Genomic DNA, 18,370 nt, shown 5'->3' on the forward strand with positions numbered 1-18,370 from the left:
GCAATGCATAAATATACACAAAAAACGAATAAGTAGTTATGCGTTGAAAGCGTTTTATCTTATTTAAGCCCCGTGATTTGATATCAAGAAAAGGTTTTCTAATCCTTTATACTAAAAAAGCGCCTCCTGAAGGAGGCGCTTAAACTATTCTAAAATTCTACTAAATTCGACCTCATTATACAGTCAAAACTTGTTCACTTTTCATTACTGCTTCATTTTCGAGGTCACGAGTCATGAAGTAGGCGAACGTAAAGGCCAAGAAGACCAGCCCGTATATTGCGAGCGTTCCTGCATCTCTCCACATAACACTGTAATCGCCTGTTGAAATTACAGCTTTGAAACCTCTGACACTATAAGTCATTGGCAGCAGCGGGTTGAAGAATTTCATCCAGTTCGGAATCAGCTCCAGCGGGAAGGTTCCGGCACTTGTTGTCAATTGGAAAATAAGAATAACGATGGCAACAAATCGTCCGGGTTGGTCAAGCCAAGTAACGATCGCTTGAATGACCCACATGAAGGACAAACTGGTTATAAAAGTGAAGGCCAGGAACAGGGGGACATTGTGAACTTCCAGCCCCAGTCCGTACAAGAGAACGAATGCAGCTAGTAATGACTGCAAAAGGCTCATCATCGAGAAGGAAAGTGTACGGCTGATAAAGCGGTTGAAGCGGCTGGCTCCAACGACTTCGGATTCACGCATAGGAATTACGAGCGTGCAGATCAGTGCACCTACGAACAATCCAAGGGACAGGAAATATGGGGCGAAGCCTGTGCCGTAATTCGGTACTTCATTTACTTTATGTTCTTCAATTTCCACGGGCTGAGCAAACATCTGCACCATTGAATCGCTTTTGTTAACTGCACTTGTCTGTTCAGCAGCGTCGCCAAGCTTTGTTGCCAACTCGTTCGAGCCTGATTTCAGCTCATCCATACCGTTCTTGAGCTCACCCGCCCCGTTAGCCAGCTTCTTGGAGCCATCTGCTACAGTGCTGATACCACTCCCAAGCTGATCCACACCGCTTAGGAGTTTTGAAGTGCCTGCTTCCAGCGCCTTGCCACCGTCAGCCAGCTTAGTGCCGCCTGCCGCAGCCTCGTTGAGCTTGCTGCCAAACTCGGTCATACCAGCGGCCAGCTTGCTGCCGCCTGCTTCCAGCGCTGTTGCGCCTACGGCCAGCTTCTGCTGACCTTCCAGCAGTTGAGTACTGCCGGCGTTAAGTTGCTGTGCCCCGTCATGCAGCTGGGATACACCCGCATCCAACTGCTGAGAGCCGGTATACAGCTGAGTTGCACCCTGCAGCAGCTGCTCCTGTCCGCTATGCAGCGCAGTTGCCCCTTGCAATAGCTGTTGCTGGCTTTGCAGCAGTTGCTCATTGCCTGCTGCAACAGTCTTGCTTGCTGCCAAAAGCTTTTGCATATCTGGACTGGCTGCCAGCTGAGGATTGGATTGAGCCAGTTGCTGCAAACCTTGGGCTACAGCTTTTGCACCCTCGGTTACCTTCACACTGCCGTCTGCTGATGCTTTAATACCCGCTTCAAGTTTGGCACTTCCATCTACGGAAGAAGTTAATCCTGCTTCCAGCTTGACGCTTCCTTCCACAACAGAATGCGTTCCGTCTTGAAGCTTCACTGTGCCATCTACCGCAGATTGTGTCCCGGCCTGCAGCTTCACGGTACCTGCTACAGTCTGCTGCAATCCATTACTTAACTGCTTGCTACCGTCTGCAGTCTGTTGTACGCCATCCTTTAGCTGCTGATGCGCTACGGACAGCTTCTGCAAACCATCAGCTAAGGTAGTGGTACCGGATTCCATTGCTACTGCACCTGTATTTAGATCCGCAACACCTTTAGTGAGTGGTTCTACACCACTGAGAAGTTTGCCTGTGCCATCCGTTAATAGAAGAAGATTGTCCTCCAGCTTAACGGCACCGTCATCAAGCTTACTTGCACCATCAGCAATCTTTGTAGCGCCGTCTCCTGCCTCACCCAGTCCACTTGCGATCTCAGTGAATTTATCGAATACAGAATTGGTATAAGCTTCTGTTACCTTGGCCGAAACTTTGGTCTTAATCTCTTTCACGGCTGAACCGCCGATTTGACCCGCCAGGAAGTTGTATCCTTCATTAGGTTCAAATATAATTTTGGCCGGTTGCGGTTCCGCATCCAGCAGCGTTGTTGCTTTGGCCGAGAAGTCTTCCGGAACGACTATCGCCATATAATAAGTATTGTCCTTAAGCCCTGCTTCCGCCTTCTCACGTGAGACGAATTCCCACTGGAAGCCATCCGTTTTCTTCAGCTCATTTAACAGATCACTCCCGGCAGTCAGCTGCTTCCCTTCATAAAGGGCACCTTTATCTTGGTTGACAACAGCAACAGGCAGCTCATTCATCTTACCGTATGGATCCCAGAAAGCCTTCAGGAATAGCCCGCTGTACAATACCGGTATAAAGAGGACTACAAACATCGGTATTAGCACCTTTGGGTTTTTAAGAGCCGCACCCAGGTCTTTCATAAATACGGATAATGATTTCATTCTGGTTCTCTCCTTATCATCTCTTTATATACTCTTACTGTGAAAACAAATTGCAATACAGCAGAACACCAAATGACCATTTTCCCCAATCAGTCAATTAACTTTACAAGAAGAAACGGCTTTGCCGTCCTTAATGGACGGTACCCGTTTCGGCATGTTATTATTGACTTTTTTTCCCTTTGAGGTAATATAATCCCGTTATAGGGAAAGCTGATACCATGTTACTCCATACCTATTAGCCTGTTATTACTTTGCCAATCCCTCAGCCAAAAATAAATGAAAATAGGATTTGATTTGTTCTTTATCCAGGGGTGTGTGCAGTTTGTTCAGATCAGTGGTCAGCACAATATATAATTTGAACATTACAACCGATACGATTTTGGGGTCACATGGCTTGATTTCCCCTTGCCGAATCGCGTGTTCCACCTCACGCTCCAAATATTCCAATACCACATTCTCGATTTTGTTGAGACCTTCGCCGGCCTGAGGTGTTCCGAACTCACGATTCTCCTGGGAAAGCTTTATGAACAACTCATGCTCGCTTCGAAATTCTAACAGGGCATCTAGAACACGGTGCAAATTATCAAAAAAAGGCTTATCACGCCTGATCTCCCGCTCGGCAATAATCTTCATCTCAATCACAACATCGCGCAGAATCTCATCAAACAACTGCTCCTTATTGGTGAAAAAGGTGTAAATAGTACCTTTCCCAACATTTGCAATTTTTGCGACCTGATCCATTGTGGTTGCTTTATACCCAAACAATGAAAAGGATTTGGTCGCAGCCTGAAGCACCTGCTGCCTTCGATCTACCACAGCCACTCGTACACTTCCTTTCTACAGAACATACGTCGTCACCGGAATTTTGACCGTTTTACCAATCCGGTCACTTGGTCAATAATTAGTCTACTACTTATGCTTCTTGTTTGCAATACCTCTTTGTAAATCTTTTTTTTAATTTATTGCAGTGTTTTTACTTTCTATTTACGTCTAATTTGTATAATGTGGGAAGAGTAAGCACTTATTTCGTATATAATATAAAGTGAATTCGCAATTCTATTGATAAGGAAACAGGTGAACTTATGCGAAAGAAAAGAGTACTGCTGTTTTCAGAAGGCTTCGGGACGGGCCACACAGGGGCAGCCTATGCTCTCGCCGAAGGTATAAAGCTGCTGAACCCGGATGTCCAATGCAGAGTAATTGAGCTGGGTAAATTTCTTAACCCTACAGTTGCTCCATGGATTCTTTCCGCCTACAGAAAAACAGTCAGCAGCCAGCCTAAGCTGGTCGGCATGATGTATAAGACACAATATCATAAATCACTGAACCGGTTGACCAAGCTGGCGCTTCACCGGATTTTTTATACACATGCCTCACAGGTCATTGATCAGCTTAAGCCCGATTTAATTATCTGTACTCATCCAATCCCTGCCGCAGTCATCTCCCGATTGAAGCGACGCGGATTAGATGTGCCGCTCTATACGCTGATTACAGACTATGATGCGCATGGCAGTTGGGTCAATGCAGAGGTGAACCGCTATCTAGTCTCCACCTCACGAGTTAAGTCCATTCTCACCGGACGGGGAATATCTCCGGAACTTGTGACCGTGACTGGTATTCCTGTGCATCCTAAGTTCTGGGAGCGTTCGAACAAAACGCAGCTGCGCAAGGAGCTGGGTCTTGCCGATATTCCCACCGTGCTTATTATGGGCGGAGGATGGGGCCTGATGTTCGGTAAAGATGTTATGAACTCGCTCACGGCCAGGGTAGATGATATTCAACTTATTTTTTGTATGGGAAGCAATAACAAACGTGTTGCTAAAATGCGAAGCAATCCCTTGTTCCGTCATCCGAATGTAAAAATTCTGGGCTACAGCAGTGAGATCAACAAGCTTATGGATGCGTCGGACCTCCTTATTACCAAACCCGGAGGTATGACATGCACAGAGGGCCAGGCCAAGGGAATTCCAATGCTTTTCTACAAGGCTATTCCAGGCCAGGAGGAGAAGAACTGCCAGTATTTTGTCGAACTTGGGTTGGCAGAAGTGCTCGATTCAGCCGTAGTGGATAAATGGTACACTATGATGCTTCGTGAATATGCGGCTTTAGAGGAACAGCGAAAACGGCGCCTCGCTCCGGATCGGCATCAACCGGGTCACTGCGCTTCTACCGTGCTTGAAATGCTTGGTAATCCCGTCACTTCAACCGAATCCAGATCTCAGCGGGCTCAGAGCCGAAATGAAGAAGCTGCAATTGTTACCTAAAAGAAATAGGCAGGCCCGAAGAACAATCCCGGGTCTGCCTATTTTTTATCAATAAAGCCAAGAACACCCCTACCTCTATAGGTTGGGGATGAATCGGCGGTTTAAGGAACCGAACATATGTGCTAATATATCCCTATAACTCTTTTGAAAGAGGATGTGTGGCATGCTGTCATCGGATCAAGATTCTGGTACACAAAAACGTGTCCATAAAGCTTATAAGTACCGAATCTATCCGACAAAGGAACAACAGCAACTCATCCATCAGATGTTTGGCTGTTGCCGTTTTGTGTTCAATCATTTCTTGGGACTATGGAACAATACCTATGCGACAACTGGAAAGGGCTTATCCTACAACACTTGTGCCACACAACTTCCTGCTCTCAAAGGGCAATTTGAGTGGCTCAAAACGGTGGATAGTATTGCCTTGCAATCCGCCGTTCGACACGTAGCAGATAGCTTTGATCGGTTCTTTAAAAAACAGAATCAGGCTCCACGGTTTAAAAGCCGTAAGCATCCCGTGCAAAGCTATACTACGAAACAGACCAACGGCAACATTGCAATGAAAGAAAACAAACTTAAGCTCCCGAAGCTCGGTTGGGTTCGGTTTGCCAACTCCCGAGCCTTAGAGGGACGAATCCTTTCTGCCACCGTTCGAAGAAATGCGGCTGGCAAGTATTTTGCATCCATTGTCTGTGAGGTTGACATACATCCCCTGCCGCAGAACAACAAGGAGATTGGCATAGACCTTGGACTCAAGGAGTTTGCGGTCTGCTCCGATGGAATACGTGAGGCCAATCCAAAGTGGTTTCGCCACTACGAGAAGAAGTTAGCCTTCTGGCAACGCCGCATGGCTCGTCGCACGAAAGGTGGCTCCAATTGGTTTAAAGCCAAGCAGAAGGTTGCCCAAATCCACGAGAAGATTGCGAACGGTCGCCATGATTTTTTGCACCAACTCACCACCAGGCTGATCCGTGAAAACCAAACGATCAGTATTGAAAATCTTCGTGTTGCGAATATGCTCAAAAATCATAAGTTGGCGAAATCGATTGCCGATGCATCCTGGAGCGAGTTTAAACGCCAAATTACATACAAGGCGAGTTGGTACGGGCGGACGATTAAGATGGCTGACACCTTCGCACCCACCAGCCAAACTTGTCATGTGTGCGGCTTCATCAACCAAGAAGTGAAAAACCTTTCGGTGAGGCAGTGGACCTGTCCATCTTGTGATGCACTTCATGATCGGGATGAGAATGCTGCACACAACATCATACAAATGTCTAAATAGTAGGATACATTCAACTGTGGGAACCACAGGGATCGCTTGGGATTCGATTTTCCATGTTGGGAAATAGAATTATCATAACTCTGCTTCATTGGAAGCACTACCCAAGAATCCTCCACCTCTACAGGTGGCGGGAGTGTTCAAACTTCTATACTTTCCCCTGGAAGCAGCGGGAAGCCCACAATTCCTTCTTGTTGCAAACGATCACAGAAATCAGCACCATCCTGAGCAATAGCAGGGAACGTATTATAGTGCAGTGGAATAACCTTCTCCGCCCGCAGCCAGCGCGCAGCCAACAGCGCATCATCAGGACCCATCGTCAGCATATCCCCAATAGGAAGTGCCGAAATATCAATGGCATTTCTTTCTCCTATCAGTCTCAAATCTCCGAATAGGGCTGTATCCCCGGCGTGATACAAAGTTTTGCCGCCCATGGTCAATAAGATTCCTGCTGCCTGTCCGGTATAGATCCAAGTGTCCCCATCCTGAAAGGAAGATGAATGAATGGCTGGAGTATACTTAACTGTAATTCCTGAATAGGTATGGGATCCACCGATGTTCATATGCTTGACTTGTGCCCCTTTAATTCTGCAATATTCCGCAAGCTCAAATACCGCAAAGATAGGACAATTGTTGTTTTTAGAGATTTCTATGGCATCTCCCAGGTGATCCGAATGGCCATGGGTAAGTAGAACGGCATCTACCTTAATTTCTTCCGGTGAAATCCCGGATTTCGGGTTACCTGACAAAAAAGGGTCCATGATTACCGCTGCATCTGAAGATTCGACAAGCAATGCGGAGTGTCCGTAATACGTTATTTTCATAAGCTCTGATTCCACCTCCGGTTTATATAGTTAGTTTACCCTATATCCCGAGAATGAACTATTTATAGAAGGTATGATTTCCAATGGTTTTGGCATATTTCTGGGTGTGATGCACGGTAAGGTCTTGGGCAAGCTTCAACGAGAGAAAAAAGTAAGTATCATCTTCAACCTTTTTAACTCCGGAAAGCGCCGCATTGACAGCATTAATACTATCCTGATTAGGCTTTACACGTTTAAGACGCCCATTGGCTACAGGACTGAATTGGCTTTTCTGATAAATCACTTCTTTAATTGTGTCTGGGAAATTGGCTGACCGCAGCCTATTCAGAACAACGTTGGCTACTGCCACTTTGCCCTGGTACGGTTCGCCTTCTGCCTCTGCCATTACTATTTTCTGCAGCAGAAGCATATCTTCCTCGGATACCGCGTATTGCCAGGTCGCCTTATCCTGCAATTCCTGGCTTAATAGCTCCGTCCGTGTGAAGAATAAGATAGTGGGGGGATGTTGCTGAGATGCTGTGACCTTTTTGCTTACGGCCTGAATCCCCTTTGCAGGAGGAATTATGATTACAGCAGCCTTCACCGGTACAACTGAAGGGGCTGGTCTGCTCTTGGTTATGAAATCCCCGGCATTGATCCACTCCGCTTTCCCTACTGTTTTCCATGAGGAGTTAAAGGGAACTGCCGCTAATCTATCTAATTTCGTGAGAACTTCGTTCCCCGTCCTCTTTGGATCTTCTTTTTCTATCAAAGTCAACGGCGAGTTAGCCGTCAGTCCCGAGGATTGCAGTTTCACCAATTGTATTCTGTTCTGCTTTTCCCCCGAGACTATCCCTTCATTCATTAAAACTATTGCAGAGAAGCACACTAGAATAACGCCAAGCAGCAGCGCAATATAGCGGCTTTGTTTAAATATCAACATATAATTCCTCCTATCAGCACATTCCTCTTCTATGTAACCGAAAATGGGAGGTTTGAAAACATGTATGTCGATTTTCTAAAAAAATGAAATTTTTTCAACCACCTCATACATTGGACTTTTGTTCATTCGGGTAACAAATATAACCATGGAATCAACGGTCCAGGGCACATCTTCGATGCCTTCATCCGCACCTGGTTCCGTGTTCTGTAATGCTTGAAGAAGCCCCGAGCTGTAAGGACGCTCTCCCTTATATTTCCGTGCTAAAGTGATATGGGGACTGTATTTCCGTTCTTCACCAATAAAGCCCAGAGGAAGGGTTGCAGAGGTTACAGCTTGTTGCAACTTGTGCAGCGGCATTAAATCACCGGTAATTCCACACCAGAGAACGCGTGGGGAAGAGGACGGCCCGAACGTGCCCCATTGTTGTACTGACAATTTAAAAGGAGTGAATCCTGCGGTTGCGGCTTTTAGAGCGTCAATTAAAGCCGGAATTTTTCCAGGTGCAGTATCTCCTAGGAATTGTAGAGTAATATGGTAATCCTCAGCATGTACCCATTTGGAAAACTCCAGCTCAGAAGCCAATCTCCCGCAGCGTTGACCCAAGGCTGCACGAAGCTCTTCGGGTAACCGGATTGCAATAAACAACCTTTCGGAGTCTTTATCTATCCCTCTTTGTTCCATCGCCATTTCACCTTTTTCCGCAGATTTGATATCCTTATTACATAAACTTTATAATTTCATCTTTCCCACAACAACCAGGGGGGACACCTATTTGACTAAATTAATTGTTTGTTTTCATACTTTGACACCACAAGAGCAACAGAATATCCGGGAAAATGCCCCCGGGTATACCTTAGTACAGTGCGATCCTAAGAGTCCTGATTTACAGCTGCTTGGCCAAGCGGAAATTGTAATGGGTTGGGCCAAAGGCATCGCGGATACAATGCTTGCTCCAAGTTCACCGCTGCGATGGGTGCAGACTTGGTCCGCTGGGATTGACAGGTTACCGCTTCAACGATTTCAAGAACACGGCATTTTTTTGACGAACGCCAGCGGAGTGCATGCCGAGCCGATCTCTGCGGTGATTTTTGGGTATATGCTGATGTTTACGCGCAACCTGCACACAGCCATCCGTAATCAAGAGGCTCACCACTGGGGATCAGACGGCAGCGAAAGCGAGTTGACGGATAAAACAGCGGTTATTGTAGGAACAGGTGCCATAGGAAGCGAAACCGCAAGAATTGCCAAGGCTTTTCGCATGAAGACTGTTGGTGTCAGCCGCTCCGGTTCCGCCCTGCCTGATTTTGATAGGATGTATACCACAGATCACTTACTGGAAGCCGTTCGTGAAGGAAGCTTTGTTATTAACACACTACCATCAACGGACGAGACCCGTAATCTATTTAATAAATCAGTTTTCGCCTCCTTTAAACAGGACTCCTACTATATCAATATTGGGCGGGGTGATACTACTAATACCACGGATCTGATGGATGCCTTGAACAGCGGGCAGCTCCGCGGAGCAGGTCTGGATGTATTTGAGACCGAGCCGCTGCCGCATGATCATCCTCTATGGGATATGAAGCAAGTTATCATCACTCCGCATCGCGCCGGGAATACCGATCGATATTCCGAGCGGGTGGTTGATATTTTTGTGGAGAATATAAATTCTTATATTCGTGAAGGCTCACCTTCACGCAATGTTGTAGATTATAATCGGCAATATTAGCAGTCTCAAGCTTCTTTAGAACAAAGAAGGGGCTGTCCCATAAGCCATGAAATTGCTGCTAGGGACGGCACCGCTGTTTTTGAGTCGGATTGACTTGTGCACTTGGTGTGGACGCTGCGCGAACGGACCGTTGCTACAATCGCTGTGCTCTCCAGATTTTATTTATTTCCCTTAGCGGTAAAAATCCGGAGAGCAAGGCGACCGCTACCGCTTTTCCGCAATCAGTCCGTCCTCTCCGCTGCTTTGAGCAGAAAAAGTTTTCTACAATCTTCTTTAAAATCACAAAAAGAAATCGCCCCTTTGGTAAAATGGAGGTACCACCCAACCAAAATCGAGGCGAATGCCAATCGCTACACCTTTGTGTGGGGCAAAGCGGTCAGCAATTTTATATTATAATTTATTCCATTTACAGTTGAAACCGCGATACCGATTCCTTTAGTTCGATGGATAGCGACTTTAAGTATTCCATACCCGAGGCCACTTCTCCGGTAGCATGAAGCTGCTGATGAGCCGAGGCTGAGGTTTCCTCAACGGCTGCCGCTGACTGTTGGGACAAGGCGGAAATATGGTGACTGAACTCGTTCATAGATTCACTGGACTGATGCATGCGCTCCAGGTCATTACCGACTTCAATAATCGTCTCCGCCATTACGTTAACGGATCTGTTAATTTCGGCCAGCGCTTCCCCGGTCTCCATGATTTGACGGCTACCTTCCTCAGTCTTACGGACTCCATTCTGCAAATGGTTAACTACGGCTTTAGAGTCATGCTGTATTCCTTGCGTAATTCCTGTGATCTCAGAAACGGTTCGCTGAACATCCTCCGAAAGCTTGCGCACCTCCATGGCAACCACTGCAAAGCCGCGACCGCTATCGCCTGCTCGAGCCGCCTCAATAGCCGCATTAATCGCCAGCAGATGGGTTTGTTCAGAGATCGATCGGATCGACCCAACCAGACGGAAAATCCCCTCATTCTTACGATTGAGCTCAGCTAAAGTCTCCATGGACTGAGATACAACCTCAGCAATTTGCCCCATCTGAGCCACAGAGCTTTCCATCAGGGCGCTTCCTCTATCTCCTTTTTGCAATACCTGCTGCGAATGTTGCGACAGCTCTGTACCTCTGCCTGAAGCAGCCTCGATCAAGTCATTTAGTTCCTCCAACGCCCTGGTAGCATCTACTGCGGCTTCTGCCTGACTGCTTGCGCCTTGGGCCAACTCCTCCATGGTGGAAGCGATCTGACTGCCTCCCTCCTTCGTTTCCAGAATAGATTGAACCAGTATCTCACTATGCTCCCCGATAATGTTGGATACCTCTCTGATCCGGTTAACGATATCATGCAGGGCTCTATTCATTCCGTTGACCGTTTTTGCCAATACCCCAATTTCATCAAGGTTAGGAATAAAGGTGTCCTCCACCGTCAAGTCTCCATCTGCAATTTTACGAAGATGTCCTGTAACTCTTAGCAGTGGATTAATCATCGTTCGACGGAAGTACATATTAATAAGCGCAATAATAATTAGAACAATAACAATAGCAATACCTATCATAATAAGCGAAGAACGGAAGATGCTTACCGATAGCTCTCCCTTTGCTTCAGCCTCTTTCTGACTGAGCTTCACAAAGTCCTCCAAATCTACCTTCATAGCATTAAAGGCAATGATCCCCTTATTGGAAACTTCCAACGCTAATTCCTTATCATCTGATGAACTCAGAGTAATAACATGATTATTAATGGTCATGTATTCATCCCATTTGCGGTTCATAGATTTGAACTGCTCCTGCTGCTTAGGCTCCCGAATGGATTGTTTATAACTATCTATTGCTTCGGAAACCTTGCGAATATACTCGTTCCGCTCCTCGTCCAGTTTCTTCTTACTTGCCTGGTCAGAACTCTGAATATGCTGCAAACTCAAAGCCATAATATGCTCCGTATAATAATTCACATCGTGAATATGTTCTAGTGCAGGCATTGTCTTTTTAATAATATCCGAGGTATTCTTCTGCATGCCATACGTTTGAAAAAGAGCATTTAAACCCATGACCAAAACAAGAAATGCCAGTATGCCGTAACTGGCAGCGATTTTGTAGCCAATACTTTTGTTATTGACGGTTATGGCTTCCTTAAACTTTTCTTTCGAGAATCCAGACATTGCATTTTTGAGTTTTGATCCTAGTTCCATCTGTGCTGCGCCTCCTAAGCCGATTAAAAACAAAGTCGTTTACATTATTTTCATTTCAGTTTCATAAAAGGGCATAAAAAAACGCCCCCTCCTATATTTCGGCAGGCAGCGTCCAGAACTTTAATCAAATCTCTAACGGCTTAATCTAAATCATAAATCGAGCCTACCTTCAGCCCATATAGCTCGTTGTATATCTTCTCGGCAAAAGCGTCCGTCATCCCGGCAATATAGTCAATTACCATATGCTCCCAGGTCCAGATCGGTTTAGCTTGGCGTTGGTCCTTCTCAAACCGCTGCAGCCAATCGGTCGGCAAAATAGATTTAGAGGTATCGGGATCCAGAAAGGCTTTCCACAGCCGCCGTAAAATCCATTCACTTCGTTTTTGCAGCCTTTGTACACGCAAATCCCGGATCATGGTCACCCAAGCAAAGCTCTTCAGGACACTCACTGTACGCAGCATATCGTCATCCTCTTTACCTTCCTTAATGAAGGTAACTTTTTTCCAATCCCCATCCGCAATCACACCCAGACTGGCGACAAAGGTACTGACCCAGTAAGCCTTTACCTCACGGCGGGTACGGGAGTAATCATTCTCACAGGTCGGCATTTTCTCCGTCCATACGCGCAGGAACGAAGTAAGTACCTCCTCCACTTTGGCTCGGATTCCATCCTCCTTCCAATTCTCCCAGAAGGCATCCTCAAGTGTGGTTATTTTCTCAACAATCAGCCGTTGAATATAGGGATCATGCATGAAGTGATCATGTACCTCAATTTTGCCCGCCTTGATGCCATCCTCCAAATCATGTGCCGAATACGCGATATCATCGCAAAGATCCATGAGCTGGGCTTCCAGCGTTTTTTTACCGTCAGGTATTTTCCATTCGCTGCGAATCTCCGAGATATAGTCCCATTCATGCAGGTACATGCCCTTTTTAAGCACCGTACCGGGAAAAGGATATTTGTTGATCCCCAGCAGCACCGCATCAGATAAGTTGAGCCCATCAATATTCTCGCGTTTCTCCAGAAACATAATCAAACGGTAGTTATGGGCGTTGCCTTCAAAATGCTCATACTTGCGCTTCATATTCTCATGAATAATCTGCCTTTGCTTAGGTTCCGCACCGGTTATTATCGCCGACTGGTTAGCCTTCTCTTCAATAAGATTATCCAGAATGCTGTCCAATACCTCTTCCCCTTTATGCCCAAAGGGAGGATGGCCGAAATCATGTGCAATGGCTGCACACTCTACGACCTCCGGATCTATGACCAGTCCAGGGTTCTTAGCCTGTCCTGTTTCCACCTCCGGATAAGAACGCAGCAGGCTTTTGGCCGCTTCACGGGCGATCTGCGCCACTTCCAGTGAATGGGTTAGGCGTGTACGGTAATAATCCCCCGTTCCTGCGCCGAACACCTGAGATTTACCCTGCAGCCGACGGAAGGTCGGCGAATGAATCAAACGTGAATAATCGCGCTCATAGGCGGCTCGTGAAGTTTCCAGGCGGGTAATCTCCGGATACTGTCGGTGTTCTCTTTTCTCAATCAATGTCATATCCGCCACCCCAATCTGTCCAAACATATTTTGTTATTCATTATAAGTCATTTTCGTAAAAAGTTTCACGTTAAAAACAAATTTTATGCAGACCGCCAATTACAGCTTATTGCACCCTTGAAGTAAATAGAGTAGTGTTTTCCATAAGTAAAGCTTTCTACGGATTCATCCGAAGGCGTCTTGCAGAATAGTTGTAGTTTGTACACTTAAAAGATCGCATTTGCCTCAAATCGCAGCTTTAATTGTACTTTTTGCAGTTATTTTCCTTGGAAAAGGCGAAAAGCGGGGGTTTCCTTGGGAATAGCTGTATAAACTACAACTAAACTCATATGGGTTGATAATCCCGGAAAATAAGTGTACAGAATACAGTTAAATCACGTTTTATTCCATTAAAATATAACCGTTATCCCTCAGGAGGAACGTAATGTCTCAGGATATATCCTATACGACCGAAGAAATCGCCCAACTGCTGAAGATATCCAAATTGAAAGTATATGACTTGATCAAAAAAGGGGAGCTGCCATCCTATCGGGTGGGCAAACAAATGCGTGTTGATGCCTCAGATCTGGAGACGTATAAGCAGCATTCACGAAGCAGCCAGTCTGCCAAGAATACTGCTACCGGAGTAACTTCTTCTGCAGTTCCCCCTTCAGTAGCGGAGCCTTCTCCTGTTCAGGACTTACCTGTGCTTTCGGCTTCGTCCCCGCTCAATAAGTCATCCGGACGCAGTATCGTAATCACCGGACAAGATATGTCCCTGGATATATTGGCGACCTATTTGGAGCGCAGCCTGCCGTCGGACCGCCCCCTTCGTTCCTACGCCGGTAGCTTGGACAGTCTGATTGCTATGTATCATGGAGAATCGGATATTGTCAGTACACATTTGCTGGATGGTGATACGGGTGAGTATAATCTACCTTACATCCGTAAGCTGTTAGTAGGCTTCCCCTATATTGTGATCCACATGCTTACACGGAGTGCCGGATTCTACGTGCAGAAAGGCAACCCCAAAGGAATTACATCATGGACTCATTTGCAGCAGGCAGAGCTCAGACTTATTAATCGTGAGCGGGGGTCCGGTGCCCGTGTTCTGCTTGATGAACAACTGCGGCTGCTCGGAATATCTCAAGCGACTCTGAGAGGCTATGAAACCGAAGAGAACAGTCATCTGGCGGTAGCCGGTAAGGTGGCCAGAGGCGAGGCCGACATTGGCATCGGGATTGAGAAAGCGGCCAAAATTGTGGATGGCGTTGATTTCATCCCGCTTATCCAAGAGAAATACGATCTGGTCATGCTAAAAAAACCGGAGAATATGCCGTGGATCCGCTCTGTTATTGAAATTCTGCGTTCATCCGCTTTCCGAAGCGAGCTAGGCTCCATCCACGGGTATGACTTAAGCGCATCAGGAAATGTTGTACATGAAACGTTAGTTTAGTTGATGTTTTCAACACCGAGTATTAATAGACCCTAATAAAACAGCGGTAGCCATGGACGTTAATAAAGTCCTGACTGCCGCTGTTTTTTAGAATTTCAAAAAAGAAAATGATTATATTTTTATATCATGATAGCATTCGAAATGTATTAGATCTGATACAGAGAGGATGAAGAAGATATGAATATTAAAGTCGAAATTCTCCCGAAATATCGCATCGCGTATGTGCGGCAAGTGGGGCCATATGGTCCTGGAAACATCACAGCCATGGAACAGTTGAAAAAATGGGCAAAGGAGAAGAATCTACTTGTTGAATCTGCAATCATACTCGGAATTCCGCAAGACAACCCGGAGTCTACACTTCCTGAAAACTGTCGATATGATGCTTGTATTGTCCTTTCAAACGATTATCAAATGGATAATTCCATTTGCGAAAGTGAAGTTTCTGATGGGAAGTATGTTACTTGCAAAGTCAAACATACAGCGGAAGATATTCAAAAAGCATGGGCTGAAATTTTCCCGTACTTACACAATAGTGGATATCAAATGGACAACAAACCAATTCTCGAAAGATACACCAGTGATCTGATTGACAACGATTATTGCGAGATATGTGTACCTGTAAAATCGTAAGGCAGGCAGCCCAAATAGGCTACCGAATGAAATCGGTAGCCTACCCTTTGAAATAGGTTAAGACGTAGTATGTTCCGCATCATACTCGCTGGAAAGCTCTTTCAGCGACTTAATTTCACCATGGGGATGTTGATCCTGCTTACGGGACTTCCACCCAGCTTCTTTTCTACGCTTCTGCTGACTCATCTCGGGCAAGCCTCCTCTGGAAATGCATCATGTACTACAGTATTAGAATGCTAAATATTACGGTTTTCATACGTTAGCGAAAATTTTGGAATTATTTGTTGTAAATCAGGACATAGTAAGCGTTAGTTTACTATGTCCTGATTTCATGGGGGGAGCTAAGATGTACGGCAATTACAACATAGCCGGCGATGATTTTGTCCATCAGATCACTACGGCGTTAGGCAATCCTCCTGATTTAACGATACAATACTTTCACCTCTCCTCCGATCTGATCGGATGCTGCATATTTATCAAAACCATCACCGATTTAGAAAAAATTGAGAATTATATCATTCGGCCTTTAATCGAGGCTCCCGCTCTGAAGACAGAACATCCGGAGCGTATTATTCAAGCCGTCAATTATGTCTTTTCTGCGATACCTGTCATAGTTATAAAAAAAACGGATTTTTCAAAATGCGTGCAATCAATCTTGGAAGGTCACGTTATTCTTTTCATACCCCCGAATAAAGAAGTATTACTCATCGACGTATCCAAATACTTATACCGAGAGATCGCCGAGTCAAAATCCGAACCTACTATACGCGGGCCCCACGATAGCTTTATCGAAAGTATAGAATCCAATATATCGTTAGTCCGCAAAAGATTAAAAACTCCACATCTGCGTATGGAAGAATGTACACTCGGGGATTCAACCCAAACCAAAGTCATCACTGCGTATTTGCAGGACGTTGCTTCACCTGAGGTGGTGAACGAATTCCGCAATCGTATAGGCTCCATAAAGACAGATAGTATTCTGGAAAGCGCCTATATTGAGGAATGGATTCAGGACAAAACATTCACCCCTTTTCCAACGCTGTATAACACCGACAGGCCCGATGTAGTGACAGCACATCTGCTAGAAGGTAGGGTTGTCGTATTTATTGATGGTGCACCGAATGTATTGATTGGTCCCTGTACCTTCTTTCAATTTTTCATTGCGGCAGAGGACTATTATCAAAGAGCCGATGTTGCCTCGGTCCTACGCTGGCTCCGTTTTTTCTCTTTCCTATTATCGATACTCCTTCCTTCCACTTTTGTAGGTATTGTGAGTTATCATCAGGAATTACTCCCCACTCCGTTGTTGATAAGCTTCTCCGCACAGCGTGAAGGCGTTCCTTTCCCTGCCATCGTGGAAGCTTTAGTAATGATGGTCACGTTAGAAATTTTACGCGAAGCGGGACTTCGAATGCCTCGGATCGCAGGACAGGCGATTTCTTTTGTCGGAGCAATTGTATTGGGAGAAGCAGCGGTACAAGCCGGTCTTGTTTCTGGATCTATGGTGATTGTTGTAGCCGTTACGGCAATTTCGAATTTCGTTACTCCAGCTTACAGCCTCGGAATTTCGCAAAGGTTGATTCAATTTGCCCTGTTATTTTTAGCGGGATTTATGGGCTTATATGGTGTTTTATGCGGAGTATTATTTATGTTGACACATCTTGTGACCCTGAAATCGTTTGGTGTACCCTACTTTGCCCCGATTGCCCCCACCATCCTAGCAGATTGGAAAGATACGATTATTCGGGTTCCAAGGCCTTCCATGAAAACTTTACCGAAGACTATGAAGCCTAGACGAAAGGACAGGTAAACCTATGCGCTCATACAAGCTCAGTATTAAATCATTGAAAATCATAGTTTCCGCCTTGTTCTGCAGTATGTTGACAGGCTGTTGGGATCAAGTTGAAATCAATCAATTAGCGATTGTCAACATAGCAGGTATCGATAAAAACCCGAAAAGCGGTCAATATGAGGTGTTTTACCAAGTAATTAATCCTTCGGGAATATCCGGACAAGTAGGGGCTGCTCCGGTCAAATCACCTGTATATGTTTATAAAGTAGAGGGAAAGCATTTGGGAATAGCGGCCAATCAAACCTACCTTTCTATCCCAAGACAATTGTTTCCTGATCATTACCAAGTCCTCATCGTTTCGAAAAAATTGGCTATGGACGGGATGCGTGAATATCTAAATTATATTGAACAACAACCGAACCGTCGTGCCACGGTACATATGGTGATTACGGAATCCCCAATATCTGATATTATGAATACCTTTATTCCACTAGAAAGGTTGCCCGGTCGTTCCATACAATCTTTAATCGATAACGGTTCGAAACAAACGGGAAAAATCCCCCCTTCATCAAGAGTGAAAGATGTACTGAAACCTATGGAAAGCAGCCAGCTCATGACACTTCCCATCATACGATTAAGAACAGAGAACCCGGAATCATCCTCCATTCGGTTCGAACATATCAACGCAGATAAAGGAAACATTAAATTTGAAGGAGCCGCTATAATCAAACATGGTCGAATGATTGGAGAAATCAGCTTAGCGCAGCAAGTCTGGTACAACCTTCTCAATGATCATCTTCAAAATTTATTTCAAGCTATAGAATTTCCGGATAAACAAGTGGTCGAAATTCAAGCCGATGGCAATCCCAAGTTCTCTAAGAAATTACTATTCGCTTCGGATAAGCCAAGTTTGAAAGTTGATATTTTGTTTAAGCTTAAGATCGCCTCCAATACTCTGGAGGATATGCTTACAGAGGATAAAGTCAAAGAGATTGAACATCGATTTAATGAACAAGTTCACGAACAAGCAACAACGTTTTTGCAATTTGCCAAACAGAAGGATTGGGACGTACTTAGCATAGAAGAGCAAGTGAAGAAAAAAAGGGGAACCTTATGGAATGAAGCTCAGGAAGATCCTGAATTTTGGAAAAAGGTTAACGTATCCTTAACCATTCATTCACAGGTGACAACAACGGGAACTTCTATTCATCCATATAAAGGGGACTGACT

Annotated in this window: 15 protein-coding genes; 7 read left to right on the forward strand and 8 right to left on the reverse strand. The window is 45.3% G+C overall.

All coding sequences use genetic code 11. The features are described 5' to 3' along the window. Positions 1–175 precede the first annotated feature (175 nt). Both PWYN_RS07020 and PWYN_RS07025 read right to left on the reverse strand, forming a co-directional pair. Positions 176–2,530, reverse strand: a complete 2,355-nt coding sequence (locus PWYN_RS07020; RefSeq protein ID WP_036649841.1) for a YhgE/Pip domain-containing protein — start codon at positions 2,528–2,530, stop codon at positions 176–178. A 246-nt stretch (positions 2,531–2,776) separates the two neighbouring features. Next, positions 2,777–3,352: a TetR/AcrR family transcriptional regulator gene (locus tag PWYN_RS07025; RefSeq protein WP_036649843.1), complete on the reverse strand. Its 576-nt coding sequence runs from the start codon at positions 3,350–3,352 to the stop codon at positions 2,777–2,779. A 260-nt stretch (positions 3,353–3,612) separates the two neighbouring features. Between PWYN_RS07025 and PWYN_RS07030 the strand changes: the two genes are divergently transcribed. Beyond that, the gene (locus PWYN_RS07030; RefSeq protein WP_036649845.1) at positions 3,613–4,794 is read left to right on the forward strand and encodes a UDP-N-acetylglucosamine--LPS N-acetylglucosamine transferase; all 1,182 of its coding nucleotides are present in this window, start codon (positions 3,613–3,615) and stop codon (positions 4,792–4,794) included. A gap of 163 nt (positions 4,795–4,957) precedes the next feature. Next, positions 4,958–6,079, forward strand: a complete 1,122-nt coding sequence (gene tnpB, locus PWYN_RS07035) for an IS200/IS605 family element RNA-guided endonuclease TnpB (RefSeq protein WP_052087810.1) — start codon at positions 4,958–4,960, stop codon at positions 6,077–6,079. A 137-nt stretch (positions 6,080–6,216) separates the two neighbouring features. Here the strand turns inward: tnpB and PWYN_RS07040 are convergent, their stop codons facing one another. From PWYN_RS07040 to thpR, 3 genes are all read right to left on the reverse strand, one after another. Beyond that, a complete protein-coding gene (locus PWYN_RS07040) occupies positions 6,217–6,900 on the reverse strand; it encodes a metal-dependent hydrolase (RefSeq protein ID WP_036649847.1) in 684 nt (227 codons plus the stop codon). Positions 6,901–6,958: 58 nt separating this feature from the next. After that, complete coding sequence (locus PWYN_RS07045) at positions 6,959–7,822, reverse strand: cell wall hydrolase (protein WP_036649850.1); 864 nt, start codon at positions 7,820–7,822, stop codon at positions 6,959–6,961. 75 nt (positions 7,823–7,897) lie between these two features. Next, positions 7,898–8,503, reverse strand: coding sequence for an RNA 2',3'-cyclic phosphodiesterase (gene thpR, locus PWYN_RS07050; protein ID WP_036649852.1), 606 nt, complete (start codon positions 8,501–8,503; stop codon positions 7,898–7,900). 91 nt (positions 8,504–8,594) lie between these two features. Between thpR and PWYN_RS07055 the strand changes: the two genes are divergently transcribed. Next, a complete protein-coding gene (locus PWYN_RS07055) occupies positions 8,595–9,551 on the forward strand; it encodes a D-2-hydroxyacid dehydrogenase (RefSeq protein WP_036649855.1) in 957 nt (318 codons plus the stop codon). A gap of 406 nt (positions 9,552–9,957) precedes the next feature. Here the strand turns inward: PWYN_RS07055 and PWYN_RS07060 are convergent, their stop codons facing one another. Together PWYN_RS07060 and PWYN_RS07065 are read right to left on the reverse strand one after the other, a co-directional pair. Next, positions 9,958–11,733: a methyl-accepting chemotaxis protein gene (locus PWYN_RS07060; RefSeq protein ID WP_036649858.1), complete on the reverse strand. Its 1,776-nt coding sequence runs from the start codon at positions 11,731–11,733 to the stop codon at positions 9,958–9,960. Between the two features lie 140 nt (positions 11,734–11,873). Beyond that, a complete protein-coding gene (locus tag PWYN_RS07065) occupies positions 11,874–13,283 on the reverse strand; it encodes a deoxyguanosinetriphosphate triphosphohydrolase family protein (RefSeq protein WP_036649861.1) in 1,410 nt (469 codons plus the stop codon). A gap of 424 nt (positions 13,284–13,707) precedes the next feature. Here PWYN_RS07065 and PWYN_RS07070 point away from each other — a divergent pair, with 424 nt between their 5' ends. Together PWYN_RS07070 and PWYN_RS07075 are read left to right on the forward strand one after the other, a co-directional pair. Next, positions 13,708–14,718, forward strand: a complete 1,011-nt coding sequence (locus PWYN_RS07070; protein WP_036649867.1) for a substrate-binding domain-containing protein — start codon at positions 13,708–13,710, stop codon at positions 14,716–14,718. A gap of 177 nt (positions 14,719–14,895) precedes the next feature. Then, complete coding sequence (locus PWYN_RS07075; protein WP_036649870.1) at positions 14,896–15,348, forward strand: AraC family transcriptional regulator; 453 nt, start codon at positions 14,896–14,898, stop codon at positions 15,346–15,348. Between the two features lie 57 nt (positions 15,349–15,405). Here PWYN_RS07075 and PWYN_RS29970 read toward each other — a convergent pair whose 3' ends face one another. Beyond that, a complete protein-coding gene (locus tag PWYN_RS29970; protein WP_240479699.1) occupies positions 15,406–15,534 on the reverse strand; it encodes a DUF6254 family protein in 129 nt (42 codons plus the stop codon). A gap of 160 nt (positions 15,535–15,694) precedes the next feature. On the opposite strand from PWYN_RS29970, the gene PWYN_RS07080 reads away from it, so the two are divergent. Together PWYN_RS07080 and PWYN_RS07085 are read left to right on the forward strand one after the other, a co-directional pair. Beyond that, the gene (locus PWYN_RS07080; protein ID WP_157261105.1) at positions 15,695–17,158 is read left to right on the forward strand and encodes a spore germination protein; all 1,464 of its coding nucleotides are present in this window, start codon (positions 15,695–15,697) and stop codon (positions 17,156–17,158) included. A gap of 4 nt (positions 17,159–17,162) precedes the next feature. Further along, positions 17,163–18,368, forward strand: coding sequence for a Ger(x)C family spore germination protein (locus tag PWYN_RS07085; RefSeq protein WP_036649876.1), 1,206 nt, complete (start codon positions 17,163–17,165; stop codon positions 18,366–18,368). Positions 18,369–18,370: the final 2 nt, after the last annotated feature.

This window comes from Paenibacillus wynnii (genome assembly GCF_000757885.1).
GTDB lineage: Bacteria > Bacillota > Bacilli > Paenibacillales > Paenibacillaceae > Paenibacillus_AQ > Paenibacillus_AQ wynnii.

Bases quoted from the DNA above. Each gene is read 5' to 3' on its own strand.
- PWYN_RS07020 (WP_036649841.1), bottom strand. From the start codon at position 2,530: ATGAAATCATTATCCGTATTTATGAAAGACCTGGGTGCGGCTCTTAAA.
- PWYN_RS07030 (WP_036649845.1), top strand. From the start codon at position 3,613: ATGCGAAAGAAAAGAGTACTGCTGTTTTCAGAAGGCTTCGGGACGGGC.
- tnpB (WP_052087810.1), top strand. From the start codon at position 4,958: ATGCTGTCATCGGATCAAGATTCTGGTACACAAAAACGTGTCCATAAA.
- PWYN_RS07040 (WP_036649847.1), bottom strand. From the start codon at position 6,900: ATGAAAATAACGTATTACGGACACTCCGCATTGCTTGTCGAATCTTCA.
- PWYN_RS07045 (WP_036649850.1), bottom strand. From the start codon at position 7,822: ATGTTGATATTTAAACAAAGCCGCTATATTGCGCTGCTGCTTGGCGTT.
- thpR (WP_036649852.1), bottom strand. From the start codon at position 8,503: ATGGAACAAAGAGGGATAGATAAAGACTCCGAAAGGTTGTTTATTGCA.
- PWYN_RS07060 (WP_036649858.1), bottom strand. From the start codon at position 11,733: ATGGAACTAGGATCAAAACTCAAAAATGCAATGTCTGGATTCTCGAAA.
- PWYN_RS07065 (WP_036649861.1), bottom strand. From the start codon at position 13,283: ATGACATTGATTGAGAAAAGAGAACACCGACAGTATCCGGAGATTACC.
- PWYN_RS07070 (WP_036649867.1), top strand. From the start codon at position 13,708: ATGTCTCAGGATATATCCTATACGACCGAAGAAATCGCCCAACTGCTG.
- PWYN_RS07075 (WP_036649870.1), top strand. From the start codon at position 14,896: ATGAATATTAAAGTCGAAATTCTCCCGAAATATCGCATCGCGTATGTG.
- PWYN_RS29970 (WP_240479699.1), bottom strand. From the start codon at position 15,534: ATGAGTCAGCAGAAGCGTAGAAAAGAAGCTGGGTGGAAGTCCCGTAAG.
- PWYN_RS07080 (WP_157261105.1), top strand. From the start codon at position 15,695: ATGTACGGCAATTACAACATAGCCGGCGATGATTTTGTCCATCAGATC.
- PWYN_RS07085 (WP_036649876.1), top strand. From the start codon at position 17,163: ATGCGCTCATACAAGCTCAGTATTAAATCATTGAAAATCATAGTTTCC.